14 protein-coding genes are annotated in these 14,972 nt (G+C 69.8%); 12 read left to right on the plus strand and 2 right to left on the minus strand.

The window, feature by feature from the left end:
- Positions 1-52 precede the first annotated feature (52 nt).
- Positions 53-1,534, plus strand: coding sequence for an MFS transporter (locus tag ACQPZZ_RS10925; protein WP_432931256.1), 1,482 nt, complete (start codon positions 53-55; stop codon positions 1,532-1,534).
- Between the two features lie 43 nt (positions 1,535-1,577).
- On the opposite strand, the gene ACQPZZ_RS10930 is transcribed toward ACQPZZ_RS10925, so the two are convergent.
- On the minus strand, positions 1,578-3,101 hold the full coding sequence (locus ACQPZZ_RS10930) for a PucR family transcriptional regulator ligand-binding domain-containing protein (protein ID WP_432931258.1): 1,524 nt from the start codon (positions 3,099-3,101) through the stop codon (positions 1,578-1,580).
- A 147-nt stretch (positions 3,102-3,248) separates the two neighbouring features.
- Here ACQPZZ_RS10930 and ACQPZZ_RS10935 point away from each other — a divergent pair, with 147 nt between their 5' ends.
- From ACQPZZ_RS10935 to ACQPZZ_RS10950, 4 genes are all read left to right on the plus strand, one after another.
- Complete coding sequence (locus ACQPZZ_RS10935; RefSeq protein WP_432931260.1) at positions 3,249-3,536, plus strand: nitrilase-related carbon-nitrogen hydrolase; 288 nt, start codon at positions 3,249-3,251, stop codon at positions 3,534-3,536.
- Complete coding sequence (locus tag ACQPZZ_RS10940) at positions 3,496-3,756, plus strand: hypothetical protein (protein ID WP_432931262.1); 261 nt, start codon at positions 3,496-3,498, stop codon at positions 3,754-3,756. Before ACQPZZ_RS10935 ends, ACQPZZ_RS10940 begins: the two co-directional genes overlap by 41 nt.
- Before the next feature lie 88 nt (positions 3,757-3,844).
- Positions 3,845-4,534 carry a cyclase family protein gene (locus tag ACQPZZ_RS10945; RefSeq protein WP_432931264.1) on the plus strand — a complete coding sequence of 230 codons (690 nt, stop codon included), beginning with the start codon at positions 3,845-3,847 and terminating at the stop codon, positions 4,532-4,534.
- A gap of 201 nt (positions 4,535-4,735) precedes the next feature.
- Positions 4,736-5,194 carry a hypothetical protein gene (locus ACQPZZ_RS10950; protein WP_432931266.1) on the plus strand — a complete coding sequence of 153 codons (459 nt, stop codon included), beginning with the start codon at positions 4,736-4,738 and terminating at the stop codon, positions 5,192-5,194.
- Positions 5,195-5,213: 19 nt separating this feature from the next.
- On the opposite strand, the gene ACQPZZ_RS10955 is transcribed toward ACQPZZ_RS10950, so the two are convergent.
- On the minus strand, positions 5,214-5,705 hold the full coding sequence (locus ACQPZZ_RS10955; RefSeq protein ID WP_363647237.1) for an Lrp/AsnC family transcriptional regulator: 492 nt from the start codon (positions 5,703-5,705) through the stop codon (positions 5,214-5,216).
- Between the two features lie 224 nt (positions 5,706-5,929).
- Here ACQPZZ_RS10955 and ACQPZZ_RS10960 point away from each other — a divergent pair, with 224 nt between their 5' ends.
- The 7 genes from ACQPZZ_RS10960 to ACQPZZ_RS10990 all read left to right on the plus strand — a co-directional run bounded on the left by ACQPZZ_RS10960 (position 5,930) and on the right by ACQPZZ_RS10990 (position 14,897).
- Positions 5,930-7,363: a gamma-aminobutyraldehyde dehydrogenase gene (locus ACQPZZ_RS10960; protein WP_432931268.1), complete on the plus strand. Its 1,434-nt coding sequence runs from the start codon at positions 5,930-5,932 to the stop codon at positions 7,361-7,363.
- 53 nt (positions 7,364-7,416) lie between these two features.
- Entirely contained in the window at positions 7,417-8,565 is a 1,149-nt protein-coding gene (locus ACQPZZ_RS10965) for an ABC transporter ATP-binding protein (RefSeq protein ID WP_432931269.1), read from the plus strand.
- Between the two features lie 45 nt (positions 8,566-8,610).
- Positions 8,611-9,870, plus strand: coding sequence for a polyamine ABC transporter substrate-binding protein (locus tag ACQPZZ_RS10970; RefSeq protein ID WP_432931271.1), 1,260 nt, complete (start codon positions 8,611-8,613; stop codon positions 9,868-9,870).
- Positions 9,867-10,730, plus strand: coding sequence for an ABC transporter permease (locus ACQPZZ_RS10975; protein ID WP_432931273.1), 864 nt, complete (start codon positions 9,867-9,869; stop codon positions 10,728-10,730). Before ACQPZZ_RS10970 ends, ACQPZZ_RS10975 begins: the two co-directional genes overlap by 4 nt.
- On the plus strand, positions 10,727-11,512 hold the full coding sequence (locus ACQPZZ_RS10980; protein WP_363647231.1) for an ABC transporter permease: 786 nt from the start codon (positions 10,727-10,729) through the stop codon (positions 11,510-11,512). Before ACQPZZ_RS10975 ends, ACQPZZ_RS10980 begins: the two co-directional genes overlap by 4 nt.
- A 55-nt stretch (positions 11,513-11,567) precedes the next feature.
- Positions 11,568-12,962, plus strand: coding sequence for an NAD(P)/FAD-dependent oxidoreductase (locus ACQPZZ_RS10985; protein WP_432931276.1), 1,395 nt, complete (start codon positions 11,568-11,570; stop codon positions 12,960-12,962).
- A gap of 657 nt (positions 12,963-13,619) precedes the next feature.
- Positions 13,620-14,897, plus strand: a complete 1,278-nt coding sequence (locus ACQPZZ_RS10990; RefSeq protein ID WP_363647229.1) for an ABC transporter substrate-binding protein — start codon at positions 13,620-13,622, stop codon at positions 14,895-14,897.
- Positions 14,898-14,972: the final 75 nt, after the last annotated feature.

The raw sequence follows: 14,972 nt of genomic DNA on the forward strand, positions 1-14,972 counted from the left end.
CGCACTGTTACACTTCCGGCGAATCCCGGCTCCGCGCGAAAGGATCAGCCGAATGACGGAGAGCACCGAGCAGAGGCGCGAGTCGCCGCAGCTCAATCGCCGGCGATGGTTGGGGCTGGCTTCGGTCGCACTCGCCCAGTTGATGATCGTCGTCGACATGACGATCATCAACGTGGCGTTGCCCTCCATCACCGCCGATCTGGCGATCACGACGGCCGACCGGCAGTGGGTCGTCACCGCGTACACACTCCCCTTCGCGGGGCTCCTCCTGCTGGGCGGGCGGGTCAGCGACCGCACCGGCCGCAAGCGGGCGCTTCTCGTCGGGCTGGCCGGCTTCGCCGCCGCATCGGTGGCCGGCGGCGCGGCGACGAACGTGACGACGCTGCTGGTCGCCCGGGCGGCCCAGGGAGCGTTCGGCGCACTGCTCGCGCCCGCGTCCCTCTCCCTGGTGGCCACGACCTTCGTCGATCCCAAGGAGCGGACCGCCGCGTTCGGCGTCTTCGGCGGGGTAGTCGCCGCGGGATCACCGATCGGGCTGATCCTCGGTGGAACCCTCACGACGTCGCTGAGCTGGCACTGGGTGTTCTACGTGAACGTTCCCATCGCCCTCGTCGCCGCTCTCGGCGTCGTGGTGTTCCTGCGGGAGTCCCGGACGGCGGCGGCGACCGGCTACGACTTCCTCGGGGCGGTGTCGGCCACGGCCGGTCTCGTGGCGATCGTCTGGGGATTCACCAGGGCGACGCAGGCCGGCTGGGCCCAGAGCTCCACCATCGCGTCGCTCGCCGCGGGCGTCGTCCTGCTGGCCCTCTTCCTGCTGGCGGAGTCCCGGGTGAGCGATCCGCTTCTTCCGCCGTCGATCCTCCGTCACCGCGGACGCGGCGGCTCCTACCTCGTCATCGTGCTGATGATGGCCGGGCCGTTCGGGGCGTACCTTTTCATGGGATTGTTCCTGCAGGACATCAAGCACTACTCCGCCCTGCGGACGGGGCTGGCCTTCCTGCCGCTGACCCTCGGCGTCATGCTGGCCGTGGGCCTCGGCAGCCGGCTGACGACGACCATCGCACCACGGTTCGTCATGGGAGGCGGCCTCCTCCTGGGAGCCGTGGGGATGGCGCTGCTGACCCGCCTCGACGCCGGCAGCGGATACGCGTCCGGAGTCCTTCCCTCCTTCATCCTGATCGGCGTCGGGATGGGTCTCGTCCTGCCGGCCGCACTCGACCTGTCGACGTTCGGCCTGCCGCCCGGCGAGGCGGGTGTGGCCGGCGCCATGTTCAACGTCTCCCAGCAGACCGGCGCGTCGCTCGACACCGCATTGCTGAACACGGTCGCGGCCAACGGCGCGGCGGCCTATCTCGCCGCTCACGGTTCCTCCGTGCAGAGCCGGGTTCACGGATACACCAGCGCGACCGGGTGGGCGGCGGCGATTCTGCTCGCGGCCGCGGTGGCCGCTCTGCTCCTGATCGACACGCGGCTGGGGAAGACGACTCCCGTGACGCCCGGCGCGGCAGAAGCCGGCGAGGCCATCGCTCCCTGAGATGCTCCCGCGCTGCCGGCGCGAAGGACCGGCGAGCCCGCCCTCACAGGCCGCCGAGCTGCGCGGCCGCCCGGATGGCCAGCCACACCTCGGCGAAGTCGCCGGTCGCCGACAGGTCACGCCCGGTCAGCGCGCCGAAGCGGCGCAGCCGGTACGACAGCGTGTTGGGGTGGATGTGCAGGGCCCGCGCGGCGTCGTCGACGCGCCGGTCGCGCTCCATCCACGTCCGGACCGACGCGATCAGGTCCGACCCGTGCTCGGCGTCGTATCGCAGGACGTCGCCGAGCACGTGCTCGACCAGGGCGGCCAGCACGCCCACGTCGTCCGGCAGCCACCGGCCCATCCTGTCCTCGCCGTAGGCGACCAGCGGCCTGCCCGCCTCGGCGGCGCGGGAGGCCGCCCACAACGCCTCGCGCTGGGCGACGCGCAGCGACGACCCGGGCGGCAGGGGGCGGCTGACGCCGGCCGCGATTCCCGGGATCTCGCGCAGCGCCGCCCCCGCCCGGGCCGCTCCGTCTCCGCCGGAATCGGCGGTCGACGCCTCCGCCTCCGCGGCGACGACGCCCGCCGCCGTCAGCACGTACAGGTCCCGGTGCCGGCGGAGCATGAGGTGCGGGTGCTCGCCGAGGGCCTGGACGACGGCGTCGTCGACGGCGTCGCGCACCACGAGCAGCACGACGTCGCGGTCCGGCGGCAGGCCCATCAGGGCGAGCCTGCGCCGGGCGGTCTCCGGGTCGAGCACGTCCTGCAGCAGTTCAGCCAGCGTCTCCGCGCCCTGACGGCGCAGCGTCTCGCGTTCGCTGCGCACCATCGTCACCCGGAGGGCGGCGACGGTCGCGATGTGCTGGACCACGGCCAGCCCGGCCGGACGGGCGCCCTCCCGCTCGAAGGCGACCAGAAATCCGGCCGGCCCGCCGGGCGCGGGGACCGGGAGGGCGAAGCCGCCGGGGATCGTCGGCGGCGCGTCCGCGGACGCGGGCAGCCGTACCGACGGCGGGGGCGCCGGCACGCCCGGCAGCAGCGGGCGGCCCTGCGGCGTGCTCAGGTAGATCTCGTAGCCCGACAGCCGTTCGAGCCGGCGGAACAGCCCGGCCGTGTCCAGTCCCTCGGACGCGAGCCAGCGCAGCGCGCCGAACACCTGGAGCTGGGCCCCCAGCCGCTGGTGCGCGTCCTCCTGAACGACCGCCGCGACCTCCTGCGCGATCGCGATGAACGGCACGGCCAGCGGCACCTCCAGCACGGGGAATCCCCGCTCCTCGGCGGTGTCGAGGAAGGACCGGCGCAGCGGCGGGACGTGCAGGCCCGCGCTGAGCGCGAGCGCGGCCACCCCCGCGTCGTCGAGCCGCTCCAGGTACGCGCGCTGCGCCGCGGCGGCGCGGGGGACTCCGATGCCGGTCGTCATGATGACCTCGGCCCCGAGCAGCCAGGGCGTGGGGTCCTCCAGTTCGCTGACGTGGGCCCAGGAGACCGATCTGCCGAGGCCGCGCTCGCCCGCCAGCACCCGCAGCTGGAGCGCGGGGGAGCGCAGCAGGTCCTCCACGGTGTTGTGCCCGTCCACAACGGTCACCCTATTTCCCATGATTACCCTAATTGTCCTGACATGGGCGATTAGGCGGACGCCCACGGTCTCCCTTGACCTGGAAGAACTCATGACGACGGCAGCTCCCTCCGCCTCGGCCGGGCTTCGTACGGTGGTGGAGCCGGGGGTGCGGCGGTGACGCGGGTCGCGGCCGCGCAGCTCGAGCTGCGGGTGGGCGAGCCGGAGGCGAACCGCGCCGCCGCCGAGGCGGCGATCCTGGAGGCGGCCGGGGCCGGTGCGCGGCTGGTGGTGCTGCCCGAGCTCGTCAACAGCGGCTACGTCTTCACCGGCGCCGAGGAGGCCAGGAGCCTCGCCGAGCCCGCCGACGGCCCGACCGTCACCGGCTGGGCCCGCCTGGCCCGTGCCGGCCGGCGAGCGCCCGGTGCTGGTCGCGTACGCCCAGGTCGCCGCCGCGGCCAATAGCATGTTCGTCGCCGTCGCCGACCGGTGCGCGGCCGAGCGCGGCGTCGACTGGGTCCGCGGCACGTCGCTGATCGGCCCGGACGGATACCCGCTGGCGGGTCCCGTGTTCAGGGACGGGCCTGCCGTGCTGGTCGCCGACTGCGACCCGGCCCGCGCGAGGGACAAGGCCACCGGCCCGCGCAACCACGTCCACCGCGACCGGCGCACGGATCTTTACTGAAGCGGATCTCCGTCCGCGCCTTCCCCGTGGCCTACGATCTGATCGGCCTGCTCGCGCCCGGGAAGGCCTGACGCCAGGGGGAGAAGCCGTGATCGTCGACCTGTCGGTGCCCGTCGTGAACGGCATGCCCGTCTACCCCGGCGATCCGGAGGTCGAGATCGCGCCCGCCCTCACGGTGGCGGCCGAGGGCGTCAACGTCCTCGGCCTGCACCTCGGCTCCCAGTCCGGCACCCACGTGGACGCGCCGTTCCACATCGACGACGCGCTGCCGACGCTGGACGACCTGCCGCTGGAGCGGTTCCTCGGCCCTGCGGCGGTCCTCGACGTCCGGGGCCTGCCGCCGAGCTCACCGGTCACCGCCGGAATGCTCGAGACGGTGGCCGGACGGCTGCGGCCGGGCACCGTCCTGCTCGTCGCGACCGGCTGGGACGAGCACTGGGGGACGCCGGAGTACCTGGCCCACCCGTACCTGGCGGCGGAGACCGCACGCCTGATCGCCGCCGCGGGCGTGCGTACGGTCGGCATCGACGCGCTCAGCGTCGACCCGACGTCGCCGCCCGCGGGCGACGCCGGGGACCTGGCCGACGCCGGGGACCTGGCGGCGCACCGGGCCCTGTGCGGGGCGCACGCCGTGATCGCCGAAAATCTGCGCAACCTGGATCCCCTGCTGGAGGCCCAGGCCGCCGGCCGTCCCATCGAGGTCTCGCTGTTCCCGCTGCGCCTGGCCGGCGCGGACGGCGCCCCCGTCCGCGCCGTCGCCCGGATCGGCGGTGTCTGAGGCCTGTCCACTGCCCGAGTGAAAGCGGTCGCTCATTGGAGATCCGCACCGGCGCGGCGGCCCTGGAGGATTGGGGCTCCAGGGGAACCACACACGTCGGGACGGGGGTCACGGTGAGCACTGTCACCGAGAAAGCGATCGGGAAAGCGATCGGGACACGGGCGGGGACGGACGGGACGGAACCTGCCGCTGCGCCGCCTCGTGGTCGTCGGGGTGGACCCGGCGGCCGCGGCTCTGGCCGACGCCGAGGCCAACCTGCTGCGCGCCGGCGCGGAGCACGGGATCGAGGTGACCTTCCACGCGGTGCCGCGCGCCACGGAGGCGCTGGACGACGACTGGAAGCTGATCGGGCAGGCTCAGGGGGCGCTGCTCGCGGTGGCCTCCTTCGCCCTGCACCACATGCTGAACCCGCGTCCCGGGCACGACGCGCGCGACGTCTTCCTGCGGCGGTTGCGCTCCCTGGAGCCCACCGCCACCTGGCTGCGCCGCCTGCGGCGCTGCGGATTCACGCCCACCGTGCCCGCGGTCAGCGAGGACCTGGCACGGGTGTTGACGGCGCCGCCGGACTTCACCCTCGATGTGAAGCCGGACCACGTCCGGCTCGGCTACCGGGACGTGCCCCTGCCGGCCGTGATGACGGCCGTGCCGGGCGCCGGCTGACGGCCGTGCGTGGGGGACGTCAGCGCGTCCCCCACGAGTACGTCTGCTTGTGGAGCTTGAGGTAGACGAACGTCTCGGTCGCCCGCACGCTGGAGATCGCCCGGATCTTCCCGAGGATCTCCAGCAGGTGGGTGTCGCCCTCGCAGACCACCTCGACCATGATGTCGACCGAGCCGGCCGTGAGCACCACGTAGTCGATCTCGGGAATCTGCGCCAGCTCGTCGGCGACCCGCTCCAGGTCGCCCTCGCACTTGATACCGATCATGGCCTGGCGGGGGAAGCCCAGGGTGAGCGGGTCGGTGACGGCGACGATCTGCATGACGCCGAGGTCGAGCAGGCGCTGCACGCGCTGGCGCACGGCGGCCTCCGACAGCCCCACCGCCTTGCCGATGGCGGCGTACGGCTTTCGCCCGTCCATCTGAAGCTGCTCGATGATCTGCTTGGAGATCTCGTCGAGCACCACCGGTCCACCCTTCGCGGCAGCCGCGCGAGCCTTAGGCGGAGTCGTCATCCTCGGGGGGTGTCCTCTCTCGGCGGGCTTCGGCCGCCGTAGCGACCTTGTGTTACAGCACCGTTGTTGACATGTTGCGATCGTGGTCTGACATGTTGTCAGCCCAGTGGCCTGCGTCAAGCGAATTCGTAGCAATTTGGTATCTTAGCGACGAAATCCCTTGTCGTAGGCTCTTTGCTCTGTCAGAGTCGCGACAACTCAGCCACCTCAACAGGAGGTCAACGGTGACCACCCGTCTCCAGAACTTCGTGAACGGGAAGTTCGTCGACGCCGCGAGCGGCCGTTTCTCCGACGTCGTAGACCCTACGACGGGGGAGGTCTACGCCCAGGCGCCGGTGTCGGGTCAGGAGGACGTCGACGCCGCGTACGCCGCCGCGACGGCCGCCTTCGAGACGTGGGGACAGGCGACGCCGGGCGAGCGCGCGGCGCTGCTGCTGAAGGTCGCCGACGCGATCGAGGTCCGCGCGGACGAGATCAACGAGGCCGAGTGCCGTAACACCGGCAAGCCCCGCGCCCGGATGGCCGAGGACGAGACACCGGTCGCCGCCGACCACTTCCGCTTCTTCGCCGGTGCGGCCCGCACCCTGGAGGGCCCCACCGCCGGGGAGTTCCTCGCCGACCACACCTCGGTGATCCGGCACGAGCCGATCGGCGTCATCGGCCAGGTCACGCCGTGGAACTACCCGATGATGATGGCGGTGTGGAAGATCGCCCCCGCTCTCGCGGCCGGCAACACGATCGTGCTAAAGCCGTCCGACACGACCCCGGTCTCCACGCTGAAGCTGGCCGAGATCCTCGGTGACGTCCTGCCGGCCGGCGTCTTCAACGTCGTGACCGGCGACCGGGAGACCGGCGCCATGGTCGTCGGGCACCCGGCCGCGAGCATGGTCGCGATCACCGGCTCGGTCGGCGCGGGCATGGCGGTCGCCAGGACCGCCGCCGACGACGTCAAGCGGGTGCACCTGGAGCTGGGCGGCAAGGCCCCGGTCGTGGTCTTCGAGGACGTCAAGGACATCAAGGCCGTCGCCGAGGCGGTCGCGGGGGCGGGTCTCTACAACGCCGGCCAGGACTGCACGGCCGCCTGCCGCGTGCTCGTGCAGGAGAGCATCCACGACGAGTTCGCCGCGGCGCTGGCGGAGGCCGCCGCCGCCACCAAGGTGGGCGGTCTCGACGTGGACGACGCCTACTTCGGGCCGCTGAACAACGCCAACCAGCTCGAGCGGGTCGAGGGCTTCTTCCAGCGGCTCCCCGAGCACGCGAAGGTCCTCACCGGCGGCGCCCGCGTCGGCGACAAGGGGTTCTTCTTCGCCCCCACGGTCGTGGACGGGCTGAAGCAGGACGACGAGATGGTGCAGGACGAGATCTTCGGTCCCGTCATGACCATCCAGACGTTCACCGACGAGGCCGACGCTCTGGCCAAGGCCAACGGCGTCCGCTACGGCCTGTCCGGCTCGGTGTGGACCTCCGACCACGGCCGGGCGATGCGGATGTCCAAGCGGCTCGACTTCGGCGTGGTCTGGGTCAACACCCACATCCCGTTCGTGTCCGAGATGCCGCACGGCGGCTTCAAGCACTCGGGCTACGGCAAGGACCTGTCCGTTCTCGGCCTGCACGACTACACCCGTGTCAAGCACGTCATGCACTACATCGGCGAATAGGTACGTCCGGCTCCGGCCGGACGTCCCTATCGAAAAAGAGGGATAAGCCTGGAATGACAGAGATCCAGGCGGGCCCGGGGGCAGCCGTCGCGGCTGCCCCCGTATCAGGAGACGTGCCCGCCATCGAACTCGACAACGTGGTCAAGGAGTACGTCTCGCACGGCGAGGTCGTACGGGCGGTCAAGGGCGTGAGCCTCGCCATCGCGGAGGGGGAGTTCTTCTCCCTCCTGGGCCCCTCGGGGTGCGGCAAGACCACCAGCATGCGAATGATCGCCGGGTTCGAGGACCCCACACAGGGGGTTGTCAGGCTCCACGGGGAGGACGTCACGAACGTCCCGCCGAACAAGCGTGACATCAACATGGTGTTCCAGTCCTATGCGCTGTTCCCGCACATGAACGTCTGGGACAACGTCGCGTTCGGGCTCAAGCGCAAGAAGGTCCCCGACGCGGAGATCAAGCGCCGCGTCGGTGAGATCCTCGAGGTCGTCGACCTGGTCGGCCGGGAGAAGCGCCGGCCGAAGGAGATGTCGGGAGGCCAGCAGCAGCGCGTCGCGCTCGCCCGCGCCCTGGTCAACCGGCCCCGGGCGCTCCTGCTCGACGAGCCGCTCGGCGCGCTCGACCTCAAGCTCCGCCAGGCCATGCAGATCGAGCTCAAGCGCATCCAGCGCGAGGTCGGCATCACGTTCGTCTACGTGACGCACGACCAGAGCGAGGCGCTGACGATGAGCGACCGCATCGCCGTCATGAACGACGGCCTCGTGGAGCAGCTCGCCGATCCCCGCGAGATCTACGAGCGGCCCGCCAGCAAGTTCGTGGCCGGGTTCATCGGCACGTCGAACCTGCTGAGCGGCACCGTGCAGCAGGTGGGCGGAGACACCGCCGTGCTCGCCATCGGCCAGAGCGACCGGATCCTGATCCCCGCGGACGGCACGCTCTCGGCAGGCCAGAGCGTCGACCTCACGGTCCGGCCGGAGAAGATCAAGATCGCGAAGGACCAGCCCGAGGGCGATCTCAGCGTCGTGCGGGGGACGGTGGCCGAGGTCGTCTACCTCGGCACCTACAACAGCTACGTCGTGGTGCTCGGCGACGGCGCCGAGATCACGGTGTTCGAGCAGAACGCGAACGACAGCACGATCACCGCCGAGCGAGGCGACTCGGTCTGGCTCTCCTGGCAGCCCTGGCACTCCTACGCCCTGCGGTAACACCCCGAACCCCCCGGTACATAGAACCCGGAGCACCGAACCCCAATGAACCACCCCTACAGGCAGGACCCCGCCTTCCTCCGTGGCATGACCCAGCGCCGGCTCGGCAGGCGCGACGCCTTCCGGCTCGCGGGCCTGTCGGCCGCCGGGCTCGCCCTCGCCGCCTGCGGTGTGCAGGGCAAGGGCACGGCCAAGCCGACCTCCTCCGCGCAGGCCCAGTCCGAGGTGGAGAAGTTCTGGTCGGGCAAGGCGAAGAACGGCCACGTCGACTTCGCCAGCTGGCCGCTCTACATGGACCCCAAGCAGCCCGAGCTCAAGCAGTTCACCCAGCAGACCGGCATCACGGTGAACTACAAAGAGGTCATCCTCGAGATGCCGAGCTGGTTCGCCAAGATCCAGCCGCAGCTCGCCGCCGGGCAGTCGATCGACTACGACCTCATGATCGTCACCAACGGCCTGCACTTCGAGCAGCTCGTCCAGCTCGGCTACCTGGCGCCGCTCGACCACTCCAAGCTGCCGAACTTCGCGGCCAACGCGGCGGAGCAGTACAAGCACGAGTCGTACGACCCGGGCAACGTCTACAGTGTCCCGTGGGCCTCCGGCATGACCGGCATCGCGTACAACCCGAAGTACGTCGACACCCCGCCGACCAGCATCGCCGACCTGTGGAACCCCAAGTACAAGGGCAAGGTCGGCATGATGTCCGACTCACAGGAGATCGCCAACTTCGGCCTGTTCGCGATCGGCGCCGACCCCGACAAGTCCACCGAGGCGGACTGGGAGAAGGCCGCGGCCAAGCTCCAGGAGCAGCGCGACGGCGGCATCGTCCGCAAGTACTACGACCAGGCGTACATGGACCCGCTGGCCAAGGGTGACATCTGGCTCACCATGGCGTGGTCCGGCGACGTCTTCCAGAAGAACGTCTCCGACGGCACGGACCTCAAGTTCGTGGTGCCGCAGGAGGGCGGGACCATCTGGACCGACAACATGACGATCCCGAAGACCGCGACGAACCCGGTCGACGCGATCATGTTGATGGACTTCTTCTACGGCCCGAGCGTGGCGGCGCACCTCGCGGAGTACATCAACTACGTGACGCCGGTCCCGGCCGCCAAGGACGTCATCGCCGCCGACGCGGCCAAGGCGTCCGGGGACAGGAAGAAGCTCCTGGAGGAGGTGGCGAGCAGCCCGCTGGTGTTCCCGAGCGAGCAGGACACCGCCAGGCTGCGCAACTACGTGAGCTTCAAGACGCCGCAGGAGCAGAAGAAGTTCGAGTCCATCTTCCAGGCGATCACGACGTCATGAGCAGGCTCAAGGCTTCGCTGACGCCGTACCTGCTGCTCTTCCCCGGTACGCTCTGGCTGGCGATCTTCTTCGTCATCCCGACGGTCGTCATGCTGTCGCTGTCGCTGCAGTCGGGCGACGTCGTCAACGGCTACGCGTTCACGTTCAACTGGCACAGCTACGTCGACGGGATCAGCACCTACCACGACCAGATCATCCGGTCGCTGGTGTACGGCGTGATCTCGACGGTGCTCCAGATCGTCATCGGGTTCCCGGTGGCTTACTGGATCGCCTTCAAGGGCGGTAGCCGCAAGTCGGTCTACCTGTTCCTGCTGCTGCTGCCCTTCCTGGTGTCGTTCGTGCTGCGCACCATCTCCTGGCAGTTCTTCCTGTCCGACAACGGCATGCTGCTCGGGCCGCTGAAGTCGATGGGCCTGGTGCCGCAGGACTTCCACATCCTGGCCACGAGCGCGGCGGTCATCGGCGGCCTGGCGTACAACTTCCTGCCGTTCATGATCCTGCCGATGTACGTGGCGCTGGAGCGGATCGACCCGCGCGTCCTGGAGGCCGCGCAGGACCTCTACGCGAGCAAGCTGCAGACCTTCCTGCGCGTCGTGCTGCCGCTGTCGCTGCCGGGCGTGTTCGCCGGCGTGCTGATGACGTTCGTGCCGGCCACGTCCGACTACGTCAACGCCTCCGTGCTCGGCGGCACCGGCAACACGATGATCGGCAACGTCATCCAGAACCAGTTCCTGGTCAACCAGGACTACCCGATCGCCTCGGCGCTGTCCTTCACGCTGATGGCCCTGCTGCTGGTGGGCATCTTCGCGTACGCCAAGGCGCTCGGCACCGAGGACGTGCTGGAGGTGGCGGCCCGATGAAGGGTGGCCTGCTGCGGGGCCGCGGTCTGCAGATCTACACCTGGCTGGTGATCGCGTGGCTCGTGCTGCCGATCGCCGTCATGATCCTGTTTGGCTTCAACGACACCCACGGCCGGTACAACACGGCCTGGCAGGGCTTCACGCTCAAGTGGTACGGCAAGTTGTTCGAGATCGGCGACCTCACCCAGGCGCTGGTGAACTCGCTGCTCATCGCCGTGCTGACGATGCTGGTCGCCGGGGTGCTCGGGTCGCTGATCGGGCTGGCGCTCGGCCGCTACCGCTTCCGCGGCTCCGGGGCGATGAACCTGGTGATGTTCGCGGCGATCTCCTGCGCCGAGATCGTCATGGGCGCGTCGCTGCTGTCGCTGTTCGTCACGCTCGCCGTGCCGCTCGGCTTCTGGACGATCCTGATCTCGCACGTCATGTTCTCGATCTCGTTCGTGGCCGTGACCGTGCGGGCCAGGGTGATGACGCTCGACTCCTCCCTGGAGGAGGCGGCCCGCGACCTCGGCGCGGGGCCGTGGACGACGTTCCGCCTGGTGACGCTGCCCATGATCTTCCCCGGCGTGATGGCGGGCTCCATGCTGGCCTTCGCGCTGTCGATCGACGACTTCGTCATCACCAACTTCAACTCCGGCGGCACCATGACGTTCCCGCTGTGGATCTGGGGCGCCACCCGCGTCGGCCTCCCGCCGCAGGTGAACGTCATGGGCACGCTGATCTTCGCGGCCGGCGTGCTGATCGCCGTGGTCAACGCCCTGATGGCCCGCCGCCGCAGCTGACAGACCCTGCAAGAACCTGTGAGATCCCCCGGGATCTCGAGGGGAAGTGAAATGTGTGAGTCCGCTGAAAGCTCTCGCTGACGCGGAGCGCAAACCGTACTGGCTGGACCGGTCGATCGCACCCGAGCCGCTGCCCCCGCTGACGGGGGAGGTCACGGCGGACCTGGCGGTGGTCGGCGGCGGCTTCACCGGTCTGTGGACCGCCCTGATGGCCAAGGAGCGCGACCCCTCGCTCGACGTGGTCCTCCTGGAGGGCCGCGCGGTCGGGTGGGCCGCCTCCGGCCGCAACGGCGGCTTCTGCGCGGCGAGCCTGACCCACGGGCTCGGCAACGGCCAGGACCGCTGGCCCGCGGAGATCGCGACGCTGGAACGGCTCGGCCGGGAGAACCTCGACGAGATCGAGCGCACCCTCACCCGATATGGCGTCGAGTGCTCCTTCGAGCGGACCGGCGAGCTGCGGGTGGCCACCGAGGAGTGGCAGCTCGCCGGGCTCGACGAGGAGGTCAGCGCGGCGGCCTCGCTCGGCGGGCGGCTGGAGCGGCTCGACCGCGAGCAGGTGCGGGCCGAGGTGGATTCCCCGGCGTATCTCGGCGGGGTATGGGACCGGCAGGGCGTCGCCATGGTCGACCCGGCGCGCATGGCGTGGGGGTTGCGCGACGTCTGCGTGCGGCTGGGCGTGCGCGTCTTCGAGCACACGCCGGTGCGCTCCCTGCACGACGACGGCCTCGTGCTCGAACTGGGCACACCGAAGGGCCGGGTCCGGGCCGGGCGGGTGGCGCTCGGCACCGGCGCCTTCCCTCCGCTGCTGCGCCGGCTCAGGCACTTCCTCGTCCCGGTGTACGACTACGCGCTGATGACCGAGCCGGTGCCGGACGACCTGATGGCGGAGGTCGGCTGGCGCAACCGCCAGGGCATCGGCGACTCGGCCAACCGGTTCCACTACTACCGGCTGACCGACGACAACCGGATCCTGTGGGGCGGCTACGACGCCGTGTATCACAACGGCGGCCTGGTCAGGCCGGAGTACGACCAGCGCGACGCCACGTTCGAGAAGCTCGCCACGCACTTCTTCGAGACGTTCCCGCAGCTGCACGGCCTGCGCTTCACGCACAGATGGGGCGGGGTCATCGACACCTGCAGCCGGTTCAGCGCCTTCTTCGGCACGGCGTACGGCTCGCGCCTCGCCTACGCCGCCGGATACACCGGCCTCGGCGTGGGGGCCACCCGCTTCGGGGCCAATGTCATGCTCGACCTGCTCCAGGGCCGGGTCACCGAGCGTACGGAGCTGCGCATGGTGCGGGACAAGCCGATGCCCTTCCCGCCCGAGCCGGTGCGGTCCGGCGTCATCCAGCTCACCCGCTGGGCCATCGCCCGGGCCGACGAGCACGAGGGCCGCCGCAACGCCTGGCTGCGCACCCTCGACGCCTTCGGCGTCGGCTTCGACTCCTAGGGTCGTGTCTGGCAAATCATGGCCCCGCTGCGCGTGGCCCAGGCGGTGCTCGCCGCGTGTTCGTCGTCGCCGGCAACGCTGTTACCGGCTCCTCCTCCGCCTTGCGATGCATCCACCTGGATCCACGCTCGCGACGGGCAGCATTTGCCAGACACTCCGCAGGCGAAGCCGGCCCCTGACCGGTCAGTGCGGACGGGGGCAGCGCGACAGTGCTGAATGAGGCAGGTGCCCGCCGTCCGCTTGACCACGAGGGACAGGCGTAACGGGCTCGCAGTGGCCGTGTGTGCAGGCGCCGATGAACGAGCGCGCGGGTCCGGACGTCCACCACCTCCGGCTTGTTGAACACGCGGAAGCCAGTCGCCGGCGATACCCCCGCAAAAGGCGCGCGCCGGCTCTCAAATCGTTGCCACGGTCGTACGTCAGCGCATCTCGCTGTAACCGGTTTCATGTAACCGGTTGCACGAAATTATGCGAGGCGTCGTATCACTGTCAATGACCACCGCAGATTTTCTGCACGTTATTTTTCTGTGACTTGACAGAAATGGTGGCGTTCTGTGGGATTTCCACTGACAGGCCGATGTCGCACTGTTGCCGCGGGGCCCGGCCTTCTCATCGCATCTCGCAGTCACCCTTCCTCTCCGTTCGAAGGAGTCCCAGGTGTCTGCTGGACGAATCCGTCTCGCCGCCGGAGTGCTGGCCGCCGGCATACTCGCCGCGGGCTGCGGCGGCTCACCCTCCACCGGATCCGGGTCGGCCGAGGGCGAGATCACATTGACCCTCAACCTGTTCGGGAACATGGGCTTCAAGGAGCTCTACGCCAAGTACGAGGCCGCTCACCCCAACATCAAGATCATCGAGAGGACGTCGGCGTACAACGACCACCACCGCAACCTCGCGGCGCACCTGGCCACCGGCAGCGGCACCGCCGACATCGAGGGGATCGACACCGGCTTCATCGCCCAGTTCAGGAACCAGCCCCAGCACTTCGCCGACTTACGCAAGTACGGGGCCGACCAGCTCAAGGACCGCTGGCTGCCGTGGAAATGGGAGGCGTCGCTGGCCAAGTCGGGGGCCCAGATCGGCTACGGCACCGACGTCGGCGGCCTGGCCATGTGCTACCGCCGCGACCTGTTCGAGAAGGCCGGGCTACCCACCGACCGTGACGAGGTCTCCAAGCTCTGGCCCGACTGGACGTCCTACTTCGAAACCGGTAAACGCTACACCGCCAAGAAGCCCGAAGGCGCCGCATTCTTCGACGGCGGTCCCCAGGTGTTCAACGCGATGATCGGTCAAGCCGAAACCGGCTACTACGACAGCCAGGACAACGTCGTGGTCGCCACCAACCCGGTTGTCCGCTCCGCCTACGACCAGGTGATCAAGGCCGTGACCGACGGTCAGTCGGCCAAGCTCGTCGGCAGTTCACCCGCCTGGAACACCGGCTTCGCCAAGAGCCAGTTCGCCACCATCGCCTGCCCCGCCTGGATGCTCGCCAAGATCCAGGACCAGGCCAAGGCCTTCGCCGGGCAGTGGGACGTGGCAGCCATCCCCGGGGGCGGCGGCAACTGGGGCGGCTCCTATCTGACCGTCCCCGCCCAGGGCAAGCACCTGAAGGAGGCCGTCGACCTGATCGCCTGGCTGACAGCGCCGGAACAGCAGATCGAGGTGTTCTCCAAGCACGGCATCCTGCCCTCCACCCTCGCCACCTACGACAAGCCCGAGGTGACCGAACTCAAGAGCGAGTTCTTCAACAAAGCGCCGATCGGGCAGATCTTCACCACCGCCGCCCGCAAGCTCAAGCCGCAACACCAGGGCCCGAGGGCCGGCGACATCCAGACCGCCATTCGCGACGCGATCAACCGCGTCGAGGAGGGCAAGCAGAACGCCGACGAGGCGTGGACGCAGATGCTCGGGGACGTCGAGCGCATCAGCAAGTGACGCGCGCCGATCCGCGAGAGCCGGTGACGGCGGGCGGCCAGGGCCCGCCGTCGCCACCCTTACCCCCCGAGGAGC

It is taken from the genome of Microbispora sp. CA-135349 (genome assembly GCF_050947365.1).
Taxonomy (GTDB): domain Bacteria; phylum Actinomycetota; class Actinomycetes; order Streptosporangiales; family Streptosporangiaceae; genus Microbispora.

Excerpts from the sequence above, each read along its gene's own strand:
- ACQPZZ_RS10970 (WP_432931271.1), top strand. The coding sequence starts at position 8,611 with ATGAACCACCCCTACAGGCAGGACCCCGCCTTCCTCCGTGGCATGACC.
- ACQPZZ_RS10925 (WP_432931256.1), top strand. The coding sequence starts at position 53 with ATGACGGAGAGCACCGAGCAGAGGCGCGAGTCGCCGCAGCTCAATCGC.
- ACQPZZ_RS10965 (WP_432931269.1), top strand. The coding sequence starts at position 7,417 with ATGACAGAGATCCAGGCGGGCCCGGGGGCAGCCGTCGCGGCTGCCCCC.
- ACQPZZ_RS10975 (WP_432931273.1), top strand. The coding sequence starts at position 9,867 with ATGAGCAGGCTCAAGGCTTCGCTGACGCCGTACCTGCTGCTCTTCCCC.
- ACQPZZ_RS10980 (WP_363647231.1), top strand. The coding sequence starts at position 10,727 with ATGAAGGGTGGCCTGCTGCGGGGCCGCGGTCTGCAGATCTACACCTGG.
- ACQPZZ_RS10955 (WP_363647237.1), bottom strand. The coding sequence starts at position 5,705 with ATGACGACTCCGCCTAAGGCTCGCGCGGCTGCCGCGAAGGGTGGACCG.